17 protein-coding genes and 1 rRNA gene are annotated in these 18,632 nt (G+C 70.2%); 14 read left to right on the top strand and 4 right to left on the bottom strand.

What is annotated here, in order from left to right:
• From rrf to AC0685_RS07865, 9 genes are all read left to right on the top strand, one after another.
• A 5S ribosomal RNA gene (rrf, locus tag AC0685_RS07905) occupies window positions 1-91 on the top strand; the annotation flags it as partial.
• Between the two features lie 163 nt (window positions 92-254).
• Window positions 255-2,132 (top strand): tetratricopeptide repeat protein, encoded by a 1,878-nt coding sequence (locus AC0685_RS07900; RefSeq protein WP_478224887.1) that lies wholly within the window; start codon window positions 255-257, stop codon window positions 2,130-2,132.
• Entirely contained in the window at window positions 2,125-3,114 is a 990-nt protein-coding gene (locus AC0685_RS07895; RefSeq protein WP_478224886.1) for an HAD-IIA family hydrolase, read from the top strand. Before AC0685_RS07900 ends, AC0685_RS07895 begins: the two co-directional genes overlap by 8 nt.
• A gap of 58 nt (window positions 3,115-3,172) precedes the next feature.
• Entirely contained in the window at window positions 3,173-3,379 is a 207-nt protein-coding gene (locus tag AC0685_RS07890; RefSeq protein WP_039924600.1) for a hypothetical protein, read from the top strand.
• A gap of 4 nt (window positions 3,380-3,383) precedes the next feature.
• Window positions 3,384-4,199, top strand: a complete 816-nt coding sequence (locus AC0685_RS07885; RefSeq protein ID WP_257485873.1) for a TlyA family RNA methyltransferase — start codon at window positions 3,384-3,386, stop codon at window positions 4,197-4,199.
• The gene (locus AC0685_RS07880; RefSeq protein ID WP_072026471.1) at window positions 4,196-5,107 is read left to right on the top strand and encodes an NAD kinase; all 912 of its coding nucleotides are present in this window, start codon (window positions 4,196-4,198) and stop codon (window positions 5,105-5,107) included. The genes AC0685_RS07885 and AC0685_RS07880 overlap by 4 nt, the downstream gene beginning before the upstream one ends.
• A 104-nt stretch (window positions 5,108-5,211) precedes the next feature.
• Window positions 5,212-7,008 carry a DNA repair protein RecN gene (gene recN, locus AC0685_RS07875; protein ID WP_478224903.1) on the top strand — a complete coding sequence of 599 codons (1,797 nt, stop codon included), beginning with the start codon at window positions 5,212-5,214 and terminating at the stop codon, window positions 7,006-7,008.
• Between the two features lie 220 nt (window positions 7,009-7,228).
• On the top strand, window positions 7,229-8,413 hold the full coding sequence (gene steA, locus AC0685_RS07870; protein WP_340685737.1) for a putative cytokinetic ring protein SteA: 1,185 nt from the start codon (window positions 7,229-7,231) through the stop codon (window positions 8,411-8,413).
• On the top strand, window positions 8,410-9,357 hold the full coding sequence (locus AC0685_RS07865) for a copper transporter (RefSeq protein WP_340685736.1): 948 nt from the start codon (window positions 8,410-8,412) through the stop codon (window positions 9,355-9,357). The genes steA and AC0685_RS07865 overlap by 4 nt, the downstream gene beginning before the upstream one ends.
• Window positions 9,358-9,420: 63 nt before the next feature.
• Here the strand turns inward: AC0685_RS07865 and AC0685_RS07860 are convergent, their stop codons facing one another.
• Both AC0685_RS07860 and AC0685_RS07855 read right to left on the bottom strand, forming a co-directional pair.
• Window positions 9,421-10,131 (bottom strand): aspartate/glutamate racemase family protein, encoded by a 711-nt coding sequence (locus AC0685_RS07860; protein ID WP_478224885.1) that lies wholly within the window; start codon window positions 10,129-10,131, stop codon window positions 9,421-9,423.
• Complete coding sequence (locus AC0685_RS07855; RefSeq protein WP_478224884.1) at window positions 10,131-11,573, bottom strand: NCS1 family nucleobase:cation symporter-1; 1,443 nt, start codon at window positions 11,571-11,573, stop codon at window positions 10,131-10,133. Before AC0685_RS07855 ends, AC0685_RS07860 begins: the two co-directional genes overlap by 1 nt.
• A 149-nt stretch (window positions 11,574-11,722) precedes the next feature.
• Between AC0685_RS07855 and AC0685_RS07850 the strand changes: the two genes are divergently transcribed.
• Window positions 11,723-12,400, top strand: a complete 678-nt coding sequence (locus tag AC0685_RS07850) for a GntR family transcriptional regulator (RefSeq protein ID WP_478224883.1) — start codon at window positions 11,723-11,725, stop codon at window positions 12,398-12,400.
• A 23-nt stretch (window positions 12,401-12,423) separates the two neighbouring features.
• Complete coding sequence (locus AC0685_RS07845) at window positions 12,424-13,359, top strand: aminoglycoside phosphotransferase/kinase family protein (RefSeq protein ID WP_478224881.1); 936 nt, start codon at window positions 12,424-12,426, stop codon at window positions 13,357-13,359.
• On the opposite strand, the gene aroA is transcribed toward AC0685_RS07845, so the two are convergent.
• Window positions 13,356-14,642, bottom strand: coding sequence for a 3-phosphoshikimate 1-carboxyvinyltransferase (gene aroA, locus AC0685_RS07840; protein ID WP_478224880.1), 1,287 nt, complete (start codon window positions 14,640-14,642; stop codon window positions 13,356-13,358). The two genes, AC0685_RS07845 and aroA, sit on opposite strands and share 4 nt — an antisense overlap.
• Before the next feature lie 88 nt (window positions 14,643-14,730).
• Here aroA and AC0685_RS07835 point away from each other — a divergent pair, with 88 nt between their 5' ends.
• Complete coding sequence (locus AC0685_RS07835) at window positions 14,731-16,431, top strand: CTP synthase (protein ID WP_126736751.1); 1,701 nt, start codon at window positions 14,731-14,733, stop codon at window positions 16,429-16,431.
• A complete protein-coding gene (locus tag AC0685_RS07830) occupies window positions 16,428-17,054 on the top strand; it encodes an NUDIX domain-containing protein (RefSeq protein ID WP_478224879.1) in 627 nt (208 codons plus the stop codon). Before AC0685_RS07835 ends, AC0685_RS07830 begins: the two co-directional genes overlap by 4 nt.
• 52 nt (window positions 17,055-17,106) lie before the next feature.
• Here the strand turns inward: AC0685_RS07830 and AC0685_RS07825 are convergent, their stop codons facing one another.
• Window positions 17,107-17,592: a DUF1707 domain-containing protein gene (locus tag AC0685_RS07825; RefSeq protein ID WP_478224878.1), complete on the bottom strand. Its 486-nt coding sequence runs from the start codon at window positions 17,590-17,592 to the stop codon at window positions 17,107-17,109.
• A 119-nt stretch (window positions 17,593-17,711) separates the two neighbouring features.
• On the opposite strand from AC0685_RS07825, the gene xerD reads away from it, so the two are divergent.
• Window positions 17,712-18,614, top strand: coding sequence for a site-specific tyrosine recombinase XerD (gene xerD, locus AC0685_RS07820; RefSeq protein ID WP_465436755.1), 903 nt, complete (start codon window positions 17,712-17,714; stop codon window positions 18,612-18,614).
• The last annotated feature ends 18 nt before the right edge of the window (window positions 18,615-18,632 follow it).

The raw sequence follows: 18,632 nt of genomic DNA, 5'->3' as shown, positions 1-18,632 counted from the left end.
GCCCGGTCCCATTCCGAACCCGGAAGCTAAGCCTGACAGCGCCGATGGTACTGCAACCGAAGGGTTGTGGGAGAGTAGGACACCGCCGGACTAACTTCAGGACAGGGTCCTGACCAGGGTTGAGAACCCCAACAGGTTCTCCCCGGTCAGGGCCCTGTCTCTTTTCATGTCCATGGACCGACTAGAATGGTCCGTTGGCTCACCTGACGGGTGGGCGCAAGTGTCGAAACTTTTCAATAGTGGCAGGAGGCCAGGTGTCCGAGTTCGGTCGACGTGACTCAGATGATGGCGCGTCCGGCCGGTCGGGTCGCCGGGACGACAGTCCCCGCGGAGGCCGGTCTGACGCGCAGCGAGGTGACCGGCGCGGTTCCGCCGGCGGCAGGCAGGACCGGGGCGGCCGCGATGGCGGCTACCAGGGCCGCCCGCGCAGGGACGATCGCGGCGCCCGCGGTTCCGGTGGCAGCTACGCCGGCAAGCCCGCGCGCGGCGGCGACGGCTCCCGTGACCAGCGCTCCGGTGGCAGCCGGTTCACAGGTCAGGGACGCGACGAGAGCCGTCCGCGCTACAACAACGACGACCGTCGTGGCCCTGGTGCCGGCGACCGTCGTGACGACCGGTCCGGTGGCCGCGACAACGATCGTCGCGGCGGCTTCCGCACCGACGACCGGCGCGACAGCCGCGACTACAAGGGCGACAACCGTGGCGGTTACCGCTCGGACAACCGGGGTAGCGACAACCGTGGCGGTTACCGGTCCGACAGCCGTGGCGGCGACCGCGGTGGATACCGCGGCGACGACAACCGTGACAACCGCGGCAGTGACAATCGCGGCGGTGACCGTGGGGGCTACCGGTCCGAGAACCGGGTTGGCGACCGCGGTGGTTACCGCTCGTCCGACAGCCGTCCCGAGCGTAGCTACGACAAACGCTCCGACAATCGGTCGGACAGCCGTTCGGACAACCGTTCCGAGGGCCGGTACGAGAAGCGCTCCGACAGCCGCCCGGCTCGTTCCGGCTACGGCTCGGACAACCGCGGCCGTTCCGACGACCGCCCGTCCGGCAACCGTTACGAAGGACGCCCCCAGGGAAAGTCCTACGGCGACCGTGACAATCGGGGTGGCGGTGACGACCGGCGTCCGTCCTATCGCGATGACCGCGGTGGCTCCCGTTCCGGCGGCTACAGCGGCGACCGCCGTCCCAGCGGTGGTGGCTACGAGCGCAAGAGCTTCGGCGACCGCGACAAGCGCGGTGACGACAAGCGCGGTGCCTACCGTCCGTCCGGTGACCGTCCCGACCGTCGCTCGTCCGACCGGCCGGAGAAGCGGTACGACGACAAGCGCGGCGGCTTCGACCGCAAGCGCGACGACCGTCCCCAGCGTGACCGTTCCGAAGGCCGCAAGGACTTCCGTTCGTCTCCGCGCACCGAGGACAGGCCTGTCGACGACGAGACCTTGGCGCGTGAGCTGCTCGAGGCTCCCGAGCTGCCCGAAGGTATCGAGTTCTCCGACCTCGACGAAGAAGTCCGCCGGGAACTCCGCACCCTGCCCAAGGCACTCGCGGAAACCGTCGGCAAGCACCTGGTCGCGGCCGGTGGCCTCGTCGACGAGGATCCCGAAGCCGCCATGGAGCACGCCAAGTACGCGAAGGCCAAGGCGTCGCGGGTCCCGATCGTCCGTGAGGCGCTCGGCCTGGTCGCCTACCACGCGGGCAACTGGTCCGAGGCGCTGTCCGAGCTGCGGGCCGTCCGCCGGATGACCCGGGCCGACGACCACATCGCGATCATCGCCGACGCCGAGCGTGCCATCGGTCGCCCGGAGCGGGCCCTCGACCTCGCGAAGGAGGTCGACAAGGAGCGCCTGTCCAAAGCGACCCAGATCGAGCTCGCGATCGTCGCGGCCGGCGCGCGGCGTGACCTCGGTCAGCTGGACGCCGCCGTCGTCTCCCTGCAGGGTGACGACCTCAAGGCGGAGAAGCGCGACCCGTGGAGCGCCCGGCTGTTCTACGCCTACGCCGACAACCTCGCCGCCGCGGACCGCAAGGACGAGGCGATCCGCTGGTTCCTGAACGCGGCAGAGGCCGACGAGGAGGACGAGACCGACGCCGCCGAGCGCGCCGCGGAGCTCACGAATGGCTGACGCCCTGTCGGCCGGGTACGACGGGGTCCTGTTCGACCTCGACGGCACGGTCTATCACGGCAGCACCGTGGTCCCGGGCGCACCGGAAGCGCTCCGGGCGCTTCGGGACCACGGCACGGCCGTCCGTTGGGTGACCAACAACGCCTCCAAGGCACCCGCGGAGGTCTCCGCACACCTGGAGGCACTCGGACTGCCCGCCACCCCTGAAGAGGTCCACACGAGCTCTCAGGCCGCCGCCGCCCTGCTGGGTGAGCGGCTGCCTCAGGGCGCGGTGGTTCTCGTCGTGGGCACGGACTCGCTGGCAGCCCAGATCGAGTCCGTCGGCCTGAAGACGATCCGGGAAGCCGGTCCGGACGTGGCCGCTGTGGTGCAAGGGCACTCGCCGCAGAACACCTGGGCCGCTCTCGCGGAGGCGTGCCTCGCCATCCGCGCGGGCGCGCTGTGGGTGGCGACCAACGTCGACGCGACCCTGCCCAGCGAACGCGGACTGCTCCCGGGCAACGGGTCGATGGTGGCCGCGTTGCGCACCGCCACCGGCGTCGAACCGCTGGTGGCCGGCAAGCCCGCGCCGGGGCTGTTCACGACGGCGGCACGGGACGCGGGTGCGGAGCGTGCCCTCGTCGTGGGCGACAGGCTGGACACCGACATCGAGGGCGCCGTCGCGGCGGGGATCGACGCGCTCTGCGTCCTGACCGGCGTCGCCGACGCGGCATCCCTGATCTCGGCGAGGCCCGAGGAGCGTCCGCGCTACCTCGCGTGGGACCTGTCCGGATTGGGTAGCCGCGCGGACCTTCTCGAAATCGGGCCCAAGGACGGCTGGCGCGTCACCGCACAGGGTGACGTGCTCGAAGCCGACGGTGATGGCGACTCCCTCGACCTGTTGCGCGCGTTGTGCGCGGCGGCCTGGGACTCGGGGATCACCGAGGTCCGTGGTGTGGGCGACACCGCCCGCGCCGCGCTCGCCGAGCTGCGCCTCGGCTGACCAGCGCTGCTAACTTGGTGGGGTGCAAGACCACTTCCACCCCGTGCCGCGACCGCCGGTGCCGGGCCCTCCGCCGGTGCCCGGGCCACCGGCGGTCCAGGCCGATCAGTTCGCGCAGCAGGACACGGATCCCCGAGCCGGGATCGACGAAGCCGTGGCGGGTCTCGACGACCTCGCCGCGCTTCCGCTCTCGGAGCACGTCGACCGGTTCGAGGCCGTGCACACCGAGCTGACGGTGGCGCTGTCCACCATCGACAAGGTCTGACCGCGTGCCCAAACGCGCCCGCCTGGACGCGGAGCTCGTCCGGCGGGGACTCGCCCGTTCCCGGGAGCAGGCGTCGGCGCTGATCGCCGAAGGCAAGGTCACCGTGCGCGGCATGGTGGCCACCAAACCCGCGACTGGGGTCGAGTCCGGCGCGCCGATCGTGGTGCGCGACGGCGACGACCCCGGCTGGGCCTCGCGTGGCGCGCACAAGTTGCTCGGCGCGCTCGAAGCTTTCACCCCGCAAGGTCTTTCCACCGAGGGAAAACGCTGTCTCGACGCGGGCGCCTCGACCGGTGGCTTCACCGATGTCCTGCTGCGCAACGGCGCCGCCACGGTGATCGCCGCCGACGTCGGCCGCGGCCTGCTGGACTGGCGCCTGCGCACCGACGACCGCGTGGTCGTCCTGGACAAGACGAACGTGCGCAACCTGACCCCGGAAGACCTCGGCGGGCAGGTCGACCTCGTGGTCGGGGATCTCTCGTTCATCTCGCTCAAACTCGTGCTGCCCGCGCTGGCCGCCTGCGCGCGGGACGGCGCGGATCTGGTGCCGATGGTGAAACCGCAGTTCGAGGTGGGCAAGGACCGGCTCGGCAGCGGCGGCGTCGTCCGGGACCCGGAGCTGCGCGCCGAATCGGTGCTCGGTGTGCTCGCCGAGGCCGAAAAACTGGATCTGAGCCTGCGCGGCGTCGTGGCGAGCCCGCTTCCCGGGCCGTCGGGGAACGTCGAATACTTCGTCTGGCTTACCCGTGGGGCGGGGGAGACCGACGGCACCGACGCCGAGCGGCTCGTCCGGACCGCAGTCCTGGAGGGACCCCAATGAGCGATCGCGAGGTGCTGCTGGTCGTGCACCCGGACCGGGACGCGACCCGGGACGCGGCACGCGAGGTTTCGGCCCGTTTCGCCAAGGCGGGTGTGCGGCTCCGGGTACTCGACGAAGACGTCCGGGAGATGCTGGAAGCCGACGGCGGGATCGGCGCGCCGTGCACGGTCATGGCGCCGGAGCAGGACCCGGCCGCCGGCACCGAGCTGGTGTTCGTGCTCGGCGGCGACGGCACCCTGCTGCGGGCAGCGGAACTGGCGAGGCCGAACGGCGTTCCGGTCCTCGGCGTGAACCTCGGCCGGGTCGGCTTCCTGGCGGAGGCCGATTCGGACAAGCTCGCCGACACCGTCCAGCGTGCCGTCGACGGCGACTACCAGGTCGAAGAGCGGATGACCGTCGATGTCGTCGTGACCGTCGACGGTGAGGAGACCGTCAACACCTGGGCGCTCAACGAGGCCAGCGTCGAGAAGAGCTCGCGTGAGCGCGTGCTGGACGCCCTCATCGAGGTCGACGGAAGGCCAGTGTCGTCCTTCGGCTGCGACGGCGTCCTGTGCGCCACCCCGACCGGCTCGACGGCGTACGCGTTCTCCGCGGGCGGGCCGATCATCTGGCCGGACGTCCAGGCCCTGCTGGTGGTCCCGAGCAACGCGCACGCGATGTTCTCCCGGCCGCTGGTCGTCTCGCGGGACTCGGAGATCACCGTCGCCATCGATCCGGACGGTTCGCCCGCCGTCCTGACCTGCGACGGATCGCGGACCTTCGATCTTCCCGCCGGTGCGGCCGTGCGGGTCACCTGCGGCCGGGTGCCGGTGCGCCTGGTCCGGTTGTGGGAAGGCCCGTTCACCGACCGGTTGGTGCACAAGTTCTCGTTGCCGATCAAGGGCTGGCGGGAGCGGCACGCTCGCTGACGGATGTCAGGAAAGGGTCGTTCAGGACGTTTTTTGTCTTGAACGACCCTTTCCTGACGTGCCGGGTGCGGGAATGGTCGGGGTGGGCCGCTACGGTGGGCGTCGTGCTGGCCGAGATGCGCATCCAGGGCCTCGGAGTCATCGAGGACGCCCTGCTGGAACTGCACGCGGGCTTCACCGTCGTCACCGGTGAGACGGGTGCGGGCAAGACCATGGTCGTCAGCGGGTTGCACCTGCTCTCCGGCGGCCGAGCCGAAGTGTCCAAGGTGCGGACGGGAATGCTGAAGGCCTTCGTGGAAGGCCGCTTCGAGCTGGGCGGTGCCGAGGGCGCCACCCGGATCGTCACCGACGCCGGGGCGGAGGTCGACGAGGACGGCAGTGTCATCGCGCTGCGCGCGGTCTCGGTCGACGGCCGGTCCCGTGCCCACCTCGGCGGCCGTTCGGTGCCGGTCGGGGTACTGGCCGATCTGTCCGAGCAGCTGATCGCCGTCCACGGGCAGAACGATCAGCTGCGGCTGCTGCGGCCCGCCGAGCAGCGCGCGGTGATCGACCGGTTCGCCGGTGAAGCCGTCACCGAACCGCTCGAGCGGTACCGCGCGGTCCGGGACGAGTGGCTCGCCGTCGTCGCCGAACTGACCGAGCGTTCCACCCGCTCCCGCGAGATGGCGCAGCAGGCCGACCTGTTGCGCCACGGCCTCGCCGAGATCGACGCCGTCGCGCCGGAACCGGGCGAGGACACGGAACTCACCGAGCAGATCAAGCGGCTCGCCGCGGTCGACGAACTGCGGGCGGCGGCCAGCGCGGCGCACGCCGCCGTCGCCGGTTCGGCGGACGGGGATCCGGACGCGCCCGGCGCGCTGGGGCTGATCGGGGAGGCGAGCCGCCATCTGACCGGTTCCGAAGACGCCGTGCTGCGTGAACTCGGGCCCCGGTTGGACGAGGCGTCGGTGCTGCTGTCCGAAGTGGGCACCGAGCTGGGCAGCTACCTCGAAACGCTCGACGCCGACCCGGCGTTGCTGGAGAAGGTGCTCGCGCGCCAGGCGGACCTGAAGCGGCTCACGCGCAAATACGCGGCAGACGTGGACGGCGTGCTCGCCTGGGCCGACGACGCCCGCCGCCGGATGTCCACGATGGACACCTCCGAAGAGGCGTTGGCCGAGCTGGCCAAGCGCCGCGACGAACTCGCCGTCACGCTGGCGGAACACGCGCTCACGCTGTCGGAGGCGCGGGTCGAGGCCGCCGCCGAACTCGCCGAGGCGATCACCGCCGAGATGTCCGGGCTCGCCATGGGGCAGGCCGAGATCGAGATCACCGTCGAGCGGCGCGCGGTCGACGAGAGCGACGCGCACGCGGTGAAGGTCGGCGGCAGGCTCGTGCACGCCGGGCCCGACGGCGTCGACGACGTCGAGTTGTTGCTGCGGGCGCACAACGGCGCCCCGCCGCTCCCGGTGCACAAGGCCGCTTCCGGTGGTGAGCTTTCCCGCGTGATGCTGGCGATCGAGGTCGTCCTCGCGCACGCGGACACCGTGCAGACACTGGTGTTCGACGAGGTCGACGCCGGGGTCGGCGGCCGGGCCGCGGTCGAGATCGGCAGGCGGCTCGCGCGGCTGGCGCGCAGTCACCAGGTCCTGGTGGTCACGCATCTGCCGCAGGTGGCCGCGTTCGCCGATCAGCATCTGGTGGTGGACAAGGGCACCAGCGGCGGAGTGACCCGCAGCGGCGTGCGCGTGCTCGAACAGTCGGAGCGTGTCGTCGAGCTCGCCCGCATGCTCGCCGGAATGGAAAGCACCGAGACCGGCCGGGCACACGCGGAAGAACTGCTCGCCGTCGCCGAGGCCGACAAGAGCACGCCGGACAAGCCCAAGGCCCGTCGCGGTGGGAAGCGAAAGAAGACGAAGTAGCCTCTGCCTGAGCGAGTCCGTGAAGGCCTCCTTCCCTACCTTCAGGGTGGGGAAGGAGGCCTTCACTACCACTGGGCTTGAACCACTCAGGTGCGGTTGCGAAAGCCACTTTCGCAACGCGCCTCCGTGAGGCCGTAGCCGAACCAGTGTGGGTTAATCGGCGTGTTTCCATCGGCGTGGCGGACGCAGAAGGCCGCGCGAATTTGTCACTATCGGTCGCATGAAGCTCACCGGCTTGCTCTCGCGTAACCAAGAGACCCTCCCCGGGATCACCGGCGTCGCCAGGGTCGACCGGCGTACGCGCGAGCTGCTCCGCCGGCTGAGCCCCGGCGACATCGTCGTCCTCGACCAGCTCGACCTCGACCGGTCGACGGCCGATGCCTTGGTGGAGGCCGAAGTCGCGGCGGTGGTGAACGCCTCGCCCTCGATCTCCGGCCGTTTCCCCAACCTGGGCCCGGAGATCCTGCTCGAGGCCGGGATCCCGCTCGTCGATTCGGTCGGCGGCGAACTGCTGCGCAAGGTGAAGGACGGCACGAAACTCCGCCTGCACGAAGGCGTCGTCTACATCGGAGAGCGGCAGCTCGGCTCGGGTGTCCAGCAGACGCGGGAAAGCGTCGCGGACCAGATGATCGAGGCCAAGGCCGGGATGTCCACCCAGCTCGAGGCGTTCTCCGCGAACACGATCGAATTCCTCCGCCGGGAACGCAGCCTCATCCTCGACGGTGTCGGTGTCCCGGAGATCCGGGTGCCGCTCAAGGACCGGCACGCCCTCGTGGTCGCGGGCGGCAACGGGCACGCCGAAGACCTCAAGAAGCTGAAGAAGTACATCGCCGAGCACCGGCCGGTGCTGATCGGTGTCGACGCCGGGGCCGACACGCTGCGCGCGCAGGGATATCAGCCGGACGTCATCGTCGGCGACCCGCACGGGATCGGCGCCGAGACCCTGCGCAGCGGTGGCGAGGTCGTGGTCCCGGCGCAGCCGGACGGGCACGCGCCGGGTGTCGAGCGCATCCAGGACCTCGGGATCGGCGCGGTCACCTTCCCGGCGACGGGTAACGCCGAGGATCTGGCTCTGCTGCTGGCCGACGCGCACGAGGCGAGCCTGGTGGTCACCGTCGGTTTCCAGGCGACGCTGCGGGAGTTCCTCGACCACGGCCGGTCCGGCTCGAACCCGTCGACGTTCCTCACCCGGCTCAAACTCGGCACGAAACTGGTCGACGGCAAGGCGGTCGCGACCCTGCACCGCAGCCGGGTGTCCATCGGCGCCATCGTCCTGCTGGTCGTCGCGACCCTGGTGGCCGTCGCGGCCGCACTGCTGGTGTCCGACGTGGGTTCGGTCTACCTCGACTGGATCCGCGACACCTGGAACTCGTTCATCGCCTGGGGCAAGGGACTCTTCACGTGATTTCACTGCGGTACCACATCGTTTCCATCGCCGCCTGCTTCCTGGCGCTCGCCCTCGGGGTGGTGCTCGGGTCCACGGCACTGAACGGTGCCCTGCTTTCGGGTCTCGCCGGCCAGAAGGAGGATCTGGGTTCCCAGGTCGCGGATCTGGAGGCGCAGCGCAACACGCTCAACGCCAGGCTCGGCGACGCGGACGCGTTCGCCGGCGCGATGGGGCCGAAGGTCGTCGCCGGGCAGCTGGACAAGCGTTCGGTGGTGCTGGTGACCACAGAGGACGCGAAGCCCGCGGACCGCGACGCGCTCAAGCAGCTCGTCGGCCAGGCGGGTGCCGCCGTCACCGGGGAGATCCAGCTGACCGAGGCGTTCTCCGACCCGATGCGCTCCGATCAGCTGCGTGACGTCGTCTCGCGGCTCCAGCCCGCCGGTGTCCAGTTCCCGACCGCGGGCGACCCCGGCACCCTCGCCGGCGCTCTGCTCGGCTCGGTCGCGTTGCTGAACAAGGACAACGCGCAGCCGCAGTCCACGCCGGTGGAGCTGGCGGCCGCGCTCGGCGGGCTCACCGACGGCGGTTTCCTCAAGACCGGCGGAGACGTGAAGCCCGCGCAGCTCGCGATCGTGCTCACCGGTTCCAAGTACACCGGGGACGGCGCCGGTGACCGTGCGTCGACCATCGCGCGGTTCGCCGCGCAGCTGGACCGTTCCGGCGCGGGCACCGTCTTGGCGGGCGACGCGGGATCCGCCGACGGCACCGGCGCGATCGGCGTCGTCCGCGCCGACACCTCGTCGACCTCGATCCTGTCCACTGTGGACAACGCGGAGACCGCGGCCGGCCGGGTCACCACGATCTTGGCGCTGCGCGAGCAGCTCGAAGGCGGCGCGGGCCGCTACGGCATCGCGGGCAATGCCCAGGCTCCGGCCCCCGGTATCGCGGCCGACGGCAACTAGCCCCCTTTCGCATTTCGTCCTCTGAATGCGGTACTTGCGTGTGCAACTACCGCATTCAGAGGACTAAACGCGGGGCCAGAGGCGGGTTTTCGGGAGTGGGCGGGCGTAGGAGCCGGCCCGGCTGGTCTTGAGGTTCAGCGCCACCAGGGATTCGGCCAGCCGGACCGCAGCCGCGACGCCGTCGATCACCGGGATGTCCAGCATCGCCGAGATCCGGCGATCGAGGCCGGTCATCCCCGCGCAGCCGAGGACGAGGACCTCCGCACCCGCGTCGCGGGCGCGCCGTCCGGCGGTCAGCAGTGCCGATTCCGTCCGGCGTTCGTCGGTCAGTTCGAGCACCCCGAGCCCGGCACCGAGGACGCCGACGCAGTTCTGCGCGACGCCCGCGGCGTGCAGGCTGTCTTCGATGAGCCCGCACGTCCGGTCCAATGTGGTCACGACGCCGTAGCGTCTTCCCAGCAGGCAGGCCAGATGCGCGGCGGCCTCGGTGATGTCGACGACGGGGACGTCGAGCAGCTCCCGCGCGCCTTCCCTGCCGTGCTCACCGAAACCGGCCATCACGAGCGCGTCGAACGGCTCGTCCAGCCCGTTGAGAAGGTCGAGGACGGCCGCGGCGCTCAGGAAGCTGTCCAGCCAGCCCTCGGCGGATTCCGGGCCCCACAACGGGGTTCTGGCCAGGATCTCGGTGCCGTGACTCGCCGCGGCGCGGGCGCCCGCCTCGATCTCCTTGGTCATCGCCTCGGTGGTGTTGCAGTTGGTGACCAGGATCCGCATCACGCGACCCGTTGCTTGCGCGACACCACGAAATAGAGGGCCGCGGCGGAAGCGGTACCGATGAACCACGAGTACGGCGCAGCCGGGGCGAAGAACGGCACCAGGGCGATGATCGCGGACAGCGCCGCGGTGGGCAGGAAGGTGACCATCGCGCGTGGGTTGAATCCGCGCTTGTAGTGGTACGGCGAACCGGGTCCGGCCACGAACAGCTTGTCCACGTCGATCCGGCCGCGTTTCACCAGGTAGTAGTCGACGATCATGATGCCGAACAGCGGACCGAGGAAGGCGCCGAGACCGCCGAGGAAGTAGTTGACCACCGCGGGCGACGAGTACAGCTTCCACGGCAGCACGCACAACGCCGCCACCGCGCTGATCATCCCGCCGAGGGTGAAGGTGATTCGTTTCGGCCAGATGTTGGCCAGGTCGTAGGCGGGGGAGACGAAGTTCGCGACGATGTTCACACCCATGGTGGCGATCGCGAAGGTCAGCGCGCCGATGATCAGCACGGGCGTGTTGTCGATGCGGGCCAGCAGTTCGGCGGGGTCGGTGATGGCTTCACCGAACACCTGGAGGCTGCCCGCGGTCACGAGCACCGACAGCAGCGCGAACGCCGTCGAGTTGATCGGCAGTCCCCAGAAGTTGCCGCGCCGTACCGTTTTCTGGTTCGGGGCGAACCGCGAGAAGTCGCAGAAGTTGAGCATCAGGGTGCCGTAGATGGACAGGATCAGCCCGACGGCGCCGAACCATTGCCGTACCTGCTCCCCTGTGGACAGTGCCTTCGGGTTGCTGGTCAAGGAGATGTTCCAGTCGGCGGCGGCCAGGATCCACACGGCGAGCGCGATCATCACGACCCAGATGCCGGGACCGCACCAGTCCTGGAACTTGCGCACGGCTTCCATACCGCGGGTGAGCACCAGCGCCTGCGCGAGCCAGAGTGCGATGAAACAGATCCAGCCGAGGGCGTGCAGGCCGAGGAAACCCACCTCGGTCCACGGTTTCAGACCCGGATCGATCGCGAGCACGAGCAGCGTGATGGCCACGGACGCGAGGTAGGTCTGGATGCCGTACCAGAAGATCGCGATGATCGCGCGGATGAGCGCGGGCAGGTTCGCGCCGAAGGTGCCGAAACTGATGCGGGCGACCACGGGGAAGGGGACGCCGGTCTTCTGGCCGATCCGGCCCATCAGGTTCATGCCGAAGTAGATGAGCACGAAACCGGTCAGCAGCGCGGTGAACACCTGCCAGGCCGAGAGCCCGAGGACGAACAGGCCCGCCGCGAAGGTGTAATTGCCGAGGTTGTGCACGTCCGACATCCACAGCGCGAAGATGTCGTAGACCTTCCAGCGGCGTTCTTTCGCCGGGGCGAGATCTTCGTTCCAGAGCCGGGGATCGGCGTTCTCGGTGGTAGGCGCTTCGGACCGGGTTGCTGGGGCGGCGGTCATGCGGGCCTCCGATCGACGGGGACATCCGGTCGATTTGGTATCCCAAAATTTGGCATCCCAAATATCACCCCGCGGTGGCCCGCCGTCAAGGTTTCTGCCGATAAACTCGGGTTACGAGCTGTTACGGCAGTATTGAACGAGGGGGTCGGGTGGCCGAGGAAGGACCGCGTCAGCCGCTGGCCGCGACCCGGCAGCGGGTCCGCGACGAGCTGCGTGAACGTATCCTCGCCGGACGGCTGAAGCCGGGGGACAGGCTGGTCGAACGCGAGCTCGCCGAGGACCTCGGAGTTTCGCGGGTCCCGGTGCGCGAGGCCATCCGCAGCCTGGAGGCCGAGGGCTTCCTCGCCGTCCAGTCGCCGCGGCGCATCGTCGTGCGCCAGCTGGCCAAGGCCGACGTCGAGGAGCTGTTCGACGTCCGTGAGGCACTCGAAGGACTCGCTGCCGGACTGGCCGCCGAACGGGCGGGCAAAGCGGAACTCCGCGCGCTCGAACGGCTGCTCACCGACGCCGCCCGCGCGACCGAAAGTGGTGACCCGGCCCGGATCACTCTGCTCAACACCCGCTTCCACGACCAGATCGTCGCGCTCGCCGGCAACGGGCTGCTGCACGAGATCCTCCGCCCGCTGGAAGGCAGGCTGCGCTGGCTGACCAGCCAGAACGAGCACTGGGGCGAACTGCTCGACGAGCACCGCCGTCTCTACGACGCGATCGTTTCGGGCGACGCCGACCGCGCGCGGGCCCACGCCGTCGAGCATGTGCGGGTGAACCGGGCGGTCACGCTGAAGGCGCTGTTCCCCGAAGATGACGGAGAACGCTCCGCCGGGTGAACCGGACATGTCAGACTCGCGTCATGATCACCGACGAACAACGGGCCGCCCGCACCGCGCGGGCGGTGGCCGCCGCGGTTTCCGCGGGACGCGACCTCGGCATCACCGTCACCGAACCCGAGGTCCTGTACGACGTTTTCTCCGTCATCGTGCGGCTGGCGCCTTCGCCGGTCGTCGTGCGCGTGCCGACCGTGCTGCCGCGCACGACCACGCTGGAGACACAGCTGACCGACCAGCGGCGCGAACTCGCCGTCGCCACCTGGCTCGGCGAGAAGGGGCTTCCGGTCGTCAAGCCGAGCCCGCTGGTACCGGCGGAACCCGTGCAGCGCGACGGTTTCTCGATGACTTTTTGGGAACTGATCGAGTTCGTCGAGGACGCGAACCTTGCCGTGGAGCACTCGGCCAAGCTCGTCGCGAAGCTGCACGCCACGCTCCGTGACTATCCCGGCGACCTGGCGTTCCTGAACGGGCTCGACCCGTTCATCCCCGACGGCCTCGCCCAGCTCGAAGGCAGGCCGGAGCTGCTCGACCCCGCCGACCTCGACCGCGCCCGCCGCGAATGGGAGGTCTTCCGGTCGCTGCTGGAATCGGAGGAGGCCTTCGCCAAGGCGTTCCCCGGTGCCACCGTGCAACCGGTGCACGGTGACTCGCCGGGCTACAACCTGATCGTCACCACCGAAGGCGAGCTCTACTCCGACTTCGAACTGGTGAACCGCGGCCCGATCGAACGCGACCTCGCGTTCAACGGTCCCGAAGGCATCGAGGCCTACAACGCCGCCGCCGTCGGACTCGGCCTGCGCGAGGTCGACGAAGGCGCGCTGCGAACCTTCGAGGCGGTGGGCCTGCTTCAGGTGGTCGCGTGCCTGTCGATGGCGCCCGAGCTGCCGATGCTGGTGGACGGTCTCAAGCCGATGATCGACCAGTGGCGGGGAACCCCCTTCGCCGGAGGGCTCGGCTAGCCGAGCATCGAAGTCCAGGCTTCGGCGAATCCGGGGAAGGTCTTCCCGACCGTCCCCGGGTTCTCCACTTCGACCCCTTCGACCTTCAGGCCGAGCACCGCCGCCGCCATCACCAGCCGGTGGTCGTCGTAGGTGCGGAACTTCCCGCCGTGCAGCGGCGCCGGCGTGATCCGCAGCCCGTCCTCGGTCTCGCGGACGTCGGCGCCGAGCGACGACAGTTCGGTGGCGAGCGCGGTCAGCCGGTCGGTCTCGTGGCCGCGAAGATGCGCCACCCCGGAGATGACCGACGGTCCCTCGGCGAAGCACAGCAGCGCCGCGATCACCGGCGTCAGCTCGCCGACGTCGTGCAGGTCCAGTTCGACGCCGGGAATCGCGCCGCTGCCGGTGACCGTCAGGCCCGCCGCGTCGAGTTCGGCGGTGGCGCCGAGAACGGGCGCCAGGCTGCGCAGCCAGTCCCCGGGCTGCGTCGTCCGCTGCGGCCAGCCCGCGATGCGCACTGTGCCGCCGGTCGCGATCGCGGCGGCGACGAACGGCGCCGCCGTCGAAAGATCCGGCTCGACGACGTACTCGGGGCACGAAAGCCGTGTCGGCGCGACGTGGAACTCGGCGCCCTCGCGGTCCACAGTGGCCCCGAACCGGCGGAGCATCTCGACGGTCATCGCGATATGCGGCTCGCTCGGCACCTGGCCGCCCACGAGGCGCACGGTGACACCCTGCTGGAACGACGGCCCGGCGAGCAGCAGCGCGGACAGGAACTGGCTCGACGCCGAGGCGTCCAGGTCGACCCTGCCGCCCCGCAAGCCGCCTTCGCCGTGGACGGTGAAGGGCGGCGCCTCGCGGCGGTCGTCGTCAATGCGGGCGCCGAGGTCGCGAAGTGCCTTCAGCAGCGGCCCGATGGGACGGCGGCGGATGGCCTCGTCGCCGTCGAACAGCGCCGGGCCGGTTCCCAGCGCGGCGAGCGCGGGGGTGAACCTGGCGACCGTGCCCGCGTTGCCGAGTTCCACCCGGACGGTCTCGTCGGGATGGACGCGGCCGGGGCCGAGCGGGTGCACGAGGTAGCCGCCGATGCTGCCCTGCGAGTGGGCGCCGAGCGCGTAGATGGCGCCGAGCATCAGGCGCGCGTCCCGGGAGTCGAGCGGGGTCCGCACCCGCGTCGGCGCGCTGGCGAGCGCGGCGAGGACGTAGGCCCGGTTGGTGATCGACTTCGAACCGGGGACACGGATGTCCGCGTCGAGCGGGCCTTCCGCGACCGGTGCGGTCCAGGTGTCGTGCGCGTCTGTCACGCCGCGAGAGTAGCGGTTTTCCACTCCAACGGACGCTTGCGGCGTGGCCGGTGAGCGCTTCGGCGGGCGTGCGATAAGGTGGAAGCCCGTGGGACTTCAGTCGCGGGCTACCAAGTATGTCTTTGTCACCGGAGGCGTTGCCTCCTCTCTGGGTAAGGGACTCACGGCTTCCAGCCTGGGTCAGCTCCTTACCGCACGTGGGCTCCGGGTCACGATGCAGAAGCTGGATCCGTACCTCAACGTCGATCCGGGCACGATGAACCCGTTCCAGCACGGTGAGGTGTTCGTCACCGACGACGGCGCCGAGACCGATCTGGACATCGGGCACTACGAGCGTTTTCTCGACCGGGCTCTCGACGGCAAGGCGAACGTCACCACCGGGCAGGTGTACTCCGAGGTCATCGCCAAGGAGCGCCGCGGTGAGTACCTCGGCGACACCGTGCAGGTCATCCCGCACATCACCGACGAGATCAAGGCGAGGATCACCGCCGCGGCGGGCGCCGACGAGGACGGGAACAGCCCGGACGTCGTGATCACCGAGGTCGGCGGCACCGTGGGCGACATCGAGTCGCTGCCGTTCCTGGAGGCCTGCCGTCAGGTCCGCCACGACGTCGGCCGCGACCAGTGCTTCTTCCTCCACGTCTCCCTGGTCCCGTACCTCGCCCCCTCGGGCGAGCTGAAGACCAAGCCGACCCAGCACTCGGTCGCCGCATTGCGCAACATCGGTATCCAGCCCGACGCGCTCGTCTGCCGCGCCGACCGTGAGCTGCCGGAGGACCTCAAGCGCAAGATCGGCCTGATGTGCGACGTCGACACCGAAGCCGTCATCGCCTGCCCCGACGCGCCGTCGATCTACGACATCCCGAAGGTGCTGCACCGTGAGGCGCTCGACGCCTACGTGGTGCGCCGCCTCGGGCTGCCGTTCCGCGACGTCGACTGGACCGTGTGGGGCGACCTGCTCGACCGCGTGCACAACCCGTCGGAGACGGTGCGGGTCGCGCTCGTCGGCAAGTACATCGACCTGCCGGACGCGTATCTGTCGGTCACCGAGGCGCTGCGCGCGGGCGGGTTCGCCCACCGCGCCAAGGTCCAGATCTCCTGGGTCCCCTCTGACTCCTGCGAGACCCCGGCCGGCGCGGCCGCGGCGCTGTCCGATGTGGACGGCGTGCTGGTGCCGGGCGGCTTCGGCGTCCGTGGCATCGAGGGCAAGGTCGGCGCCATCGCCTACGCCCGCACCCACGGGCTGCCGCTGCTGGGCCTGTGCCTCGGCCTGCAGTGCATGGTGATCGACGCGGCGCGGAACCTGGCGGGTATCAAGGACGCGAACTCGGCCGAGTTCGAGGACGGCCCGAACCCGGTCATCTCGACGATGGCCGACCAGCGTGACGTCGTCGCCGGCGAGCGCGACATGGGCGGCACCATGCGGCTCGGCGCCTACGTCGCCAAGCTCAAGCCGGGCTCGCAGGTCGCGAAGGCGTACGGCAGCACCGAGGTCTCCGAGCGGCATCGTCACCGCTACGAGGTCAACAACGCTTACCGCAAGCGCCTTTCCGACGCCGGTCTGGTGTTCTCGGGTACCTCGCCCGACGACCACCTGGTCGAGTTCGTGGAGCTGCCCGCCGACAAGCACCCGTTCTTCGTCGGCACCCAGGCGCACCCGGAGCTCAAGAGCCGTCCGACCCGCCCGCACCCGCTGTTCAGCGCGTTCGTGAAGGCCGTCGTCGACCGCAAGGTCGCCGAGCGGCTGCCGGTCGAGCTGCCCGAGGCCCCTCAGACGGTGGCCCGGTGACCGAGCCAGGCAAGCACGAATTCACCGTCGCGTCCACAAAGGACGTCCACATCGGACGTGTCGTGGGGCTGCGGGTCGACGAGGTCGTGATGCCCGGCGGCGGCACCGCCCGTCGTGAGGTCGTCGAGCACCTCGGCGCGGTCGCCGTCGTCGCGCTCGACGAGGACGGCGCGGTCACGCTGATCCACCAGTACCGTCATCCGATCGGGCGGCGGCTGTGGGAACTGCCCGCCGGGCTGATCGACAAGGCGGGGGAGGACCCCGTCGGCGCGGCCCAACGCGAGCTGGTCGAGGAGGTCGGGCTCAGCGCCGAGCGCTGGGAGACCCTGGTCGACGTCGCGGCGTCGCCCGGCTTCACCGACGAGGTCGTCCGTGTCTATCTCGCCCGAGACCTGTCCGAAGTGGACAGGGAGGTCCTCGGCGACGAGGAGGCGGACCTCGTCATGCGGAAGTTCCCGCTCGCCGAGGCGGTCCGGATGGCGCTGGCCGGTGAGCTGGTGAACGGGTCGACCGTCGGTGGCGTGCTCGCCGCGCACGCGGTGCTTTCGGGGGCGGCTTCGTCGCGGCCCGCCGACGCGCCTTGGGAGGACAGGCCGACGAAGTTCGCTTCACGCGGTCTCTAGCGCTCGTGAGTGGTAAGGACGGTTAGAACCGTCCTTACCACTCACGAGGCGTTCAGTCCCGGAGACGGCGGCCCTGCGCGTCGGTGCCGCCGTTCGCCAGCAGCACGATCCCGTCGACGATCGGCCAGACCACCCCGACGCCGCAGGTGACCACCACGACCGCCAGCTGCCCCAGAGCGAGTCCGACATGGCCGGTGTAGAAGCGCCCGATCCCGAACGGCAGCACGATCTGCAGTACCCCGGCGGCGACCTTCGACTTCGGTGAGTACGGCGCGACCGCGGCGGGCTGCTGGTACACGGGCACGAACGGCGGCGGGTCGAACCGCGGCGCCAGGTACGCCGGATGCGGCGCGGGAAGGTCCTGGAACAGCGGCCGGAGTTCGCCGAACGTCACGGCCTCGTACGCGGCGAGGACGCGGCCCTCGTACTCGTCCGGCGTGATCCTTCCCTGGCTGTAGTGGTCGGCGAGCAGCCGCGCCGCCTCCTCGCGCTCGGCTGTGCCGGCGCGCATTTCGTCCGGGTCCGGTTGCTGGGACATGCTCCCAAGGTAGCCCGTTTCACACCCGCGACGCGGTACGCGCGGCGAACCCCCCGAACGGGTCGCGGTCGTCCTAGAGTGTCCGTGTGTCACGGGCAGGCGGTACCGGAGTCGCCCAGGTGGTCGCCGCTTACCTCGACCATCTGGTGGTCGAGCGCGGAACCGCGAGGAACACCCTCGACAGCTACTCCCGCGACCTGCGCCGGTACACCGCGTACCTCGGCGCCGCCGACGTCGAGCGCTTCAGCGACGTCACCTCTGCGCACATCACCTCCTTCGGCGCGGCGCTGCGCGAAGGCGACGAAGAGCATCAGCCGCTGGCAGCGTCCTCGGCGGCCCGCGCGCTGGTCGCGGTGCGGGGGCTGCACAAGTTCGCGCACGCCGACGGCATCACCGAGAACGATCCGGCCCGCGAGGTCCGCCCGCCCGCCGCGGCCAAACGGCTGCCCAAGGCGCTGCCGGTGGACGACGTGCTGAAGCTGCTGGAAACCCCGCCGCCCGAGGGCGAACGCCCCCTGCGGGACCGGGCGCTGCTGGAACTTCTCTACTCCACCGGCGCGCGGATCTCCGAGGCCGTGGGGCTCGACGTCGACGACATCGACGACGCCGAACGGACCGTGCTGCTCGACGGCAAGGGCGGCAAGCAGCGCATCGTGCCGATCGGCCGTCCCGCGCTGGAAGCGGTGCACGCGTACCTCGTCCGCGCGCGGCCGGCGCTCGCCACCCACGGCAGGGGGACGCCGGCGATGTTCCTGAACGCCCGCGGCTCCCGGCTTTCCCGGCAGAGCGCGTGGCAGGTTCTCAAGGACACCGCGGAATCGGCGGGGATCACGGCGGGCGTCTCCCCGCACACGCTGCGCCATTCCTTCGCCACGCACCTTCTCGAAGGCGGCGCCGACGTCCGCGTCGTGCAGGAACTCCTCGGCCACGCTTCGGTGACCACCACCCAGGTGTACACGCTGGTCACGGTCAACACGCTCCGCGAGGTTTATGCGACAGCACATCCCCGCGCGCTCGGCTAGAACGGGGCCTAATCGACC

It is taken from the genome of Amycolatopsis sp. NPDC043889, from assembly GCF_056435645.1.
The sequence above is the reverse complement of the archived record's forward strand: the minus strand, read 5'-3'. Positions and strand labels throughout refer to the sequence as shown.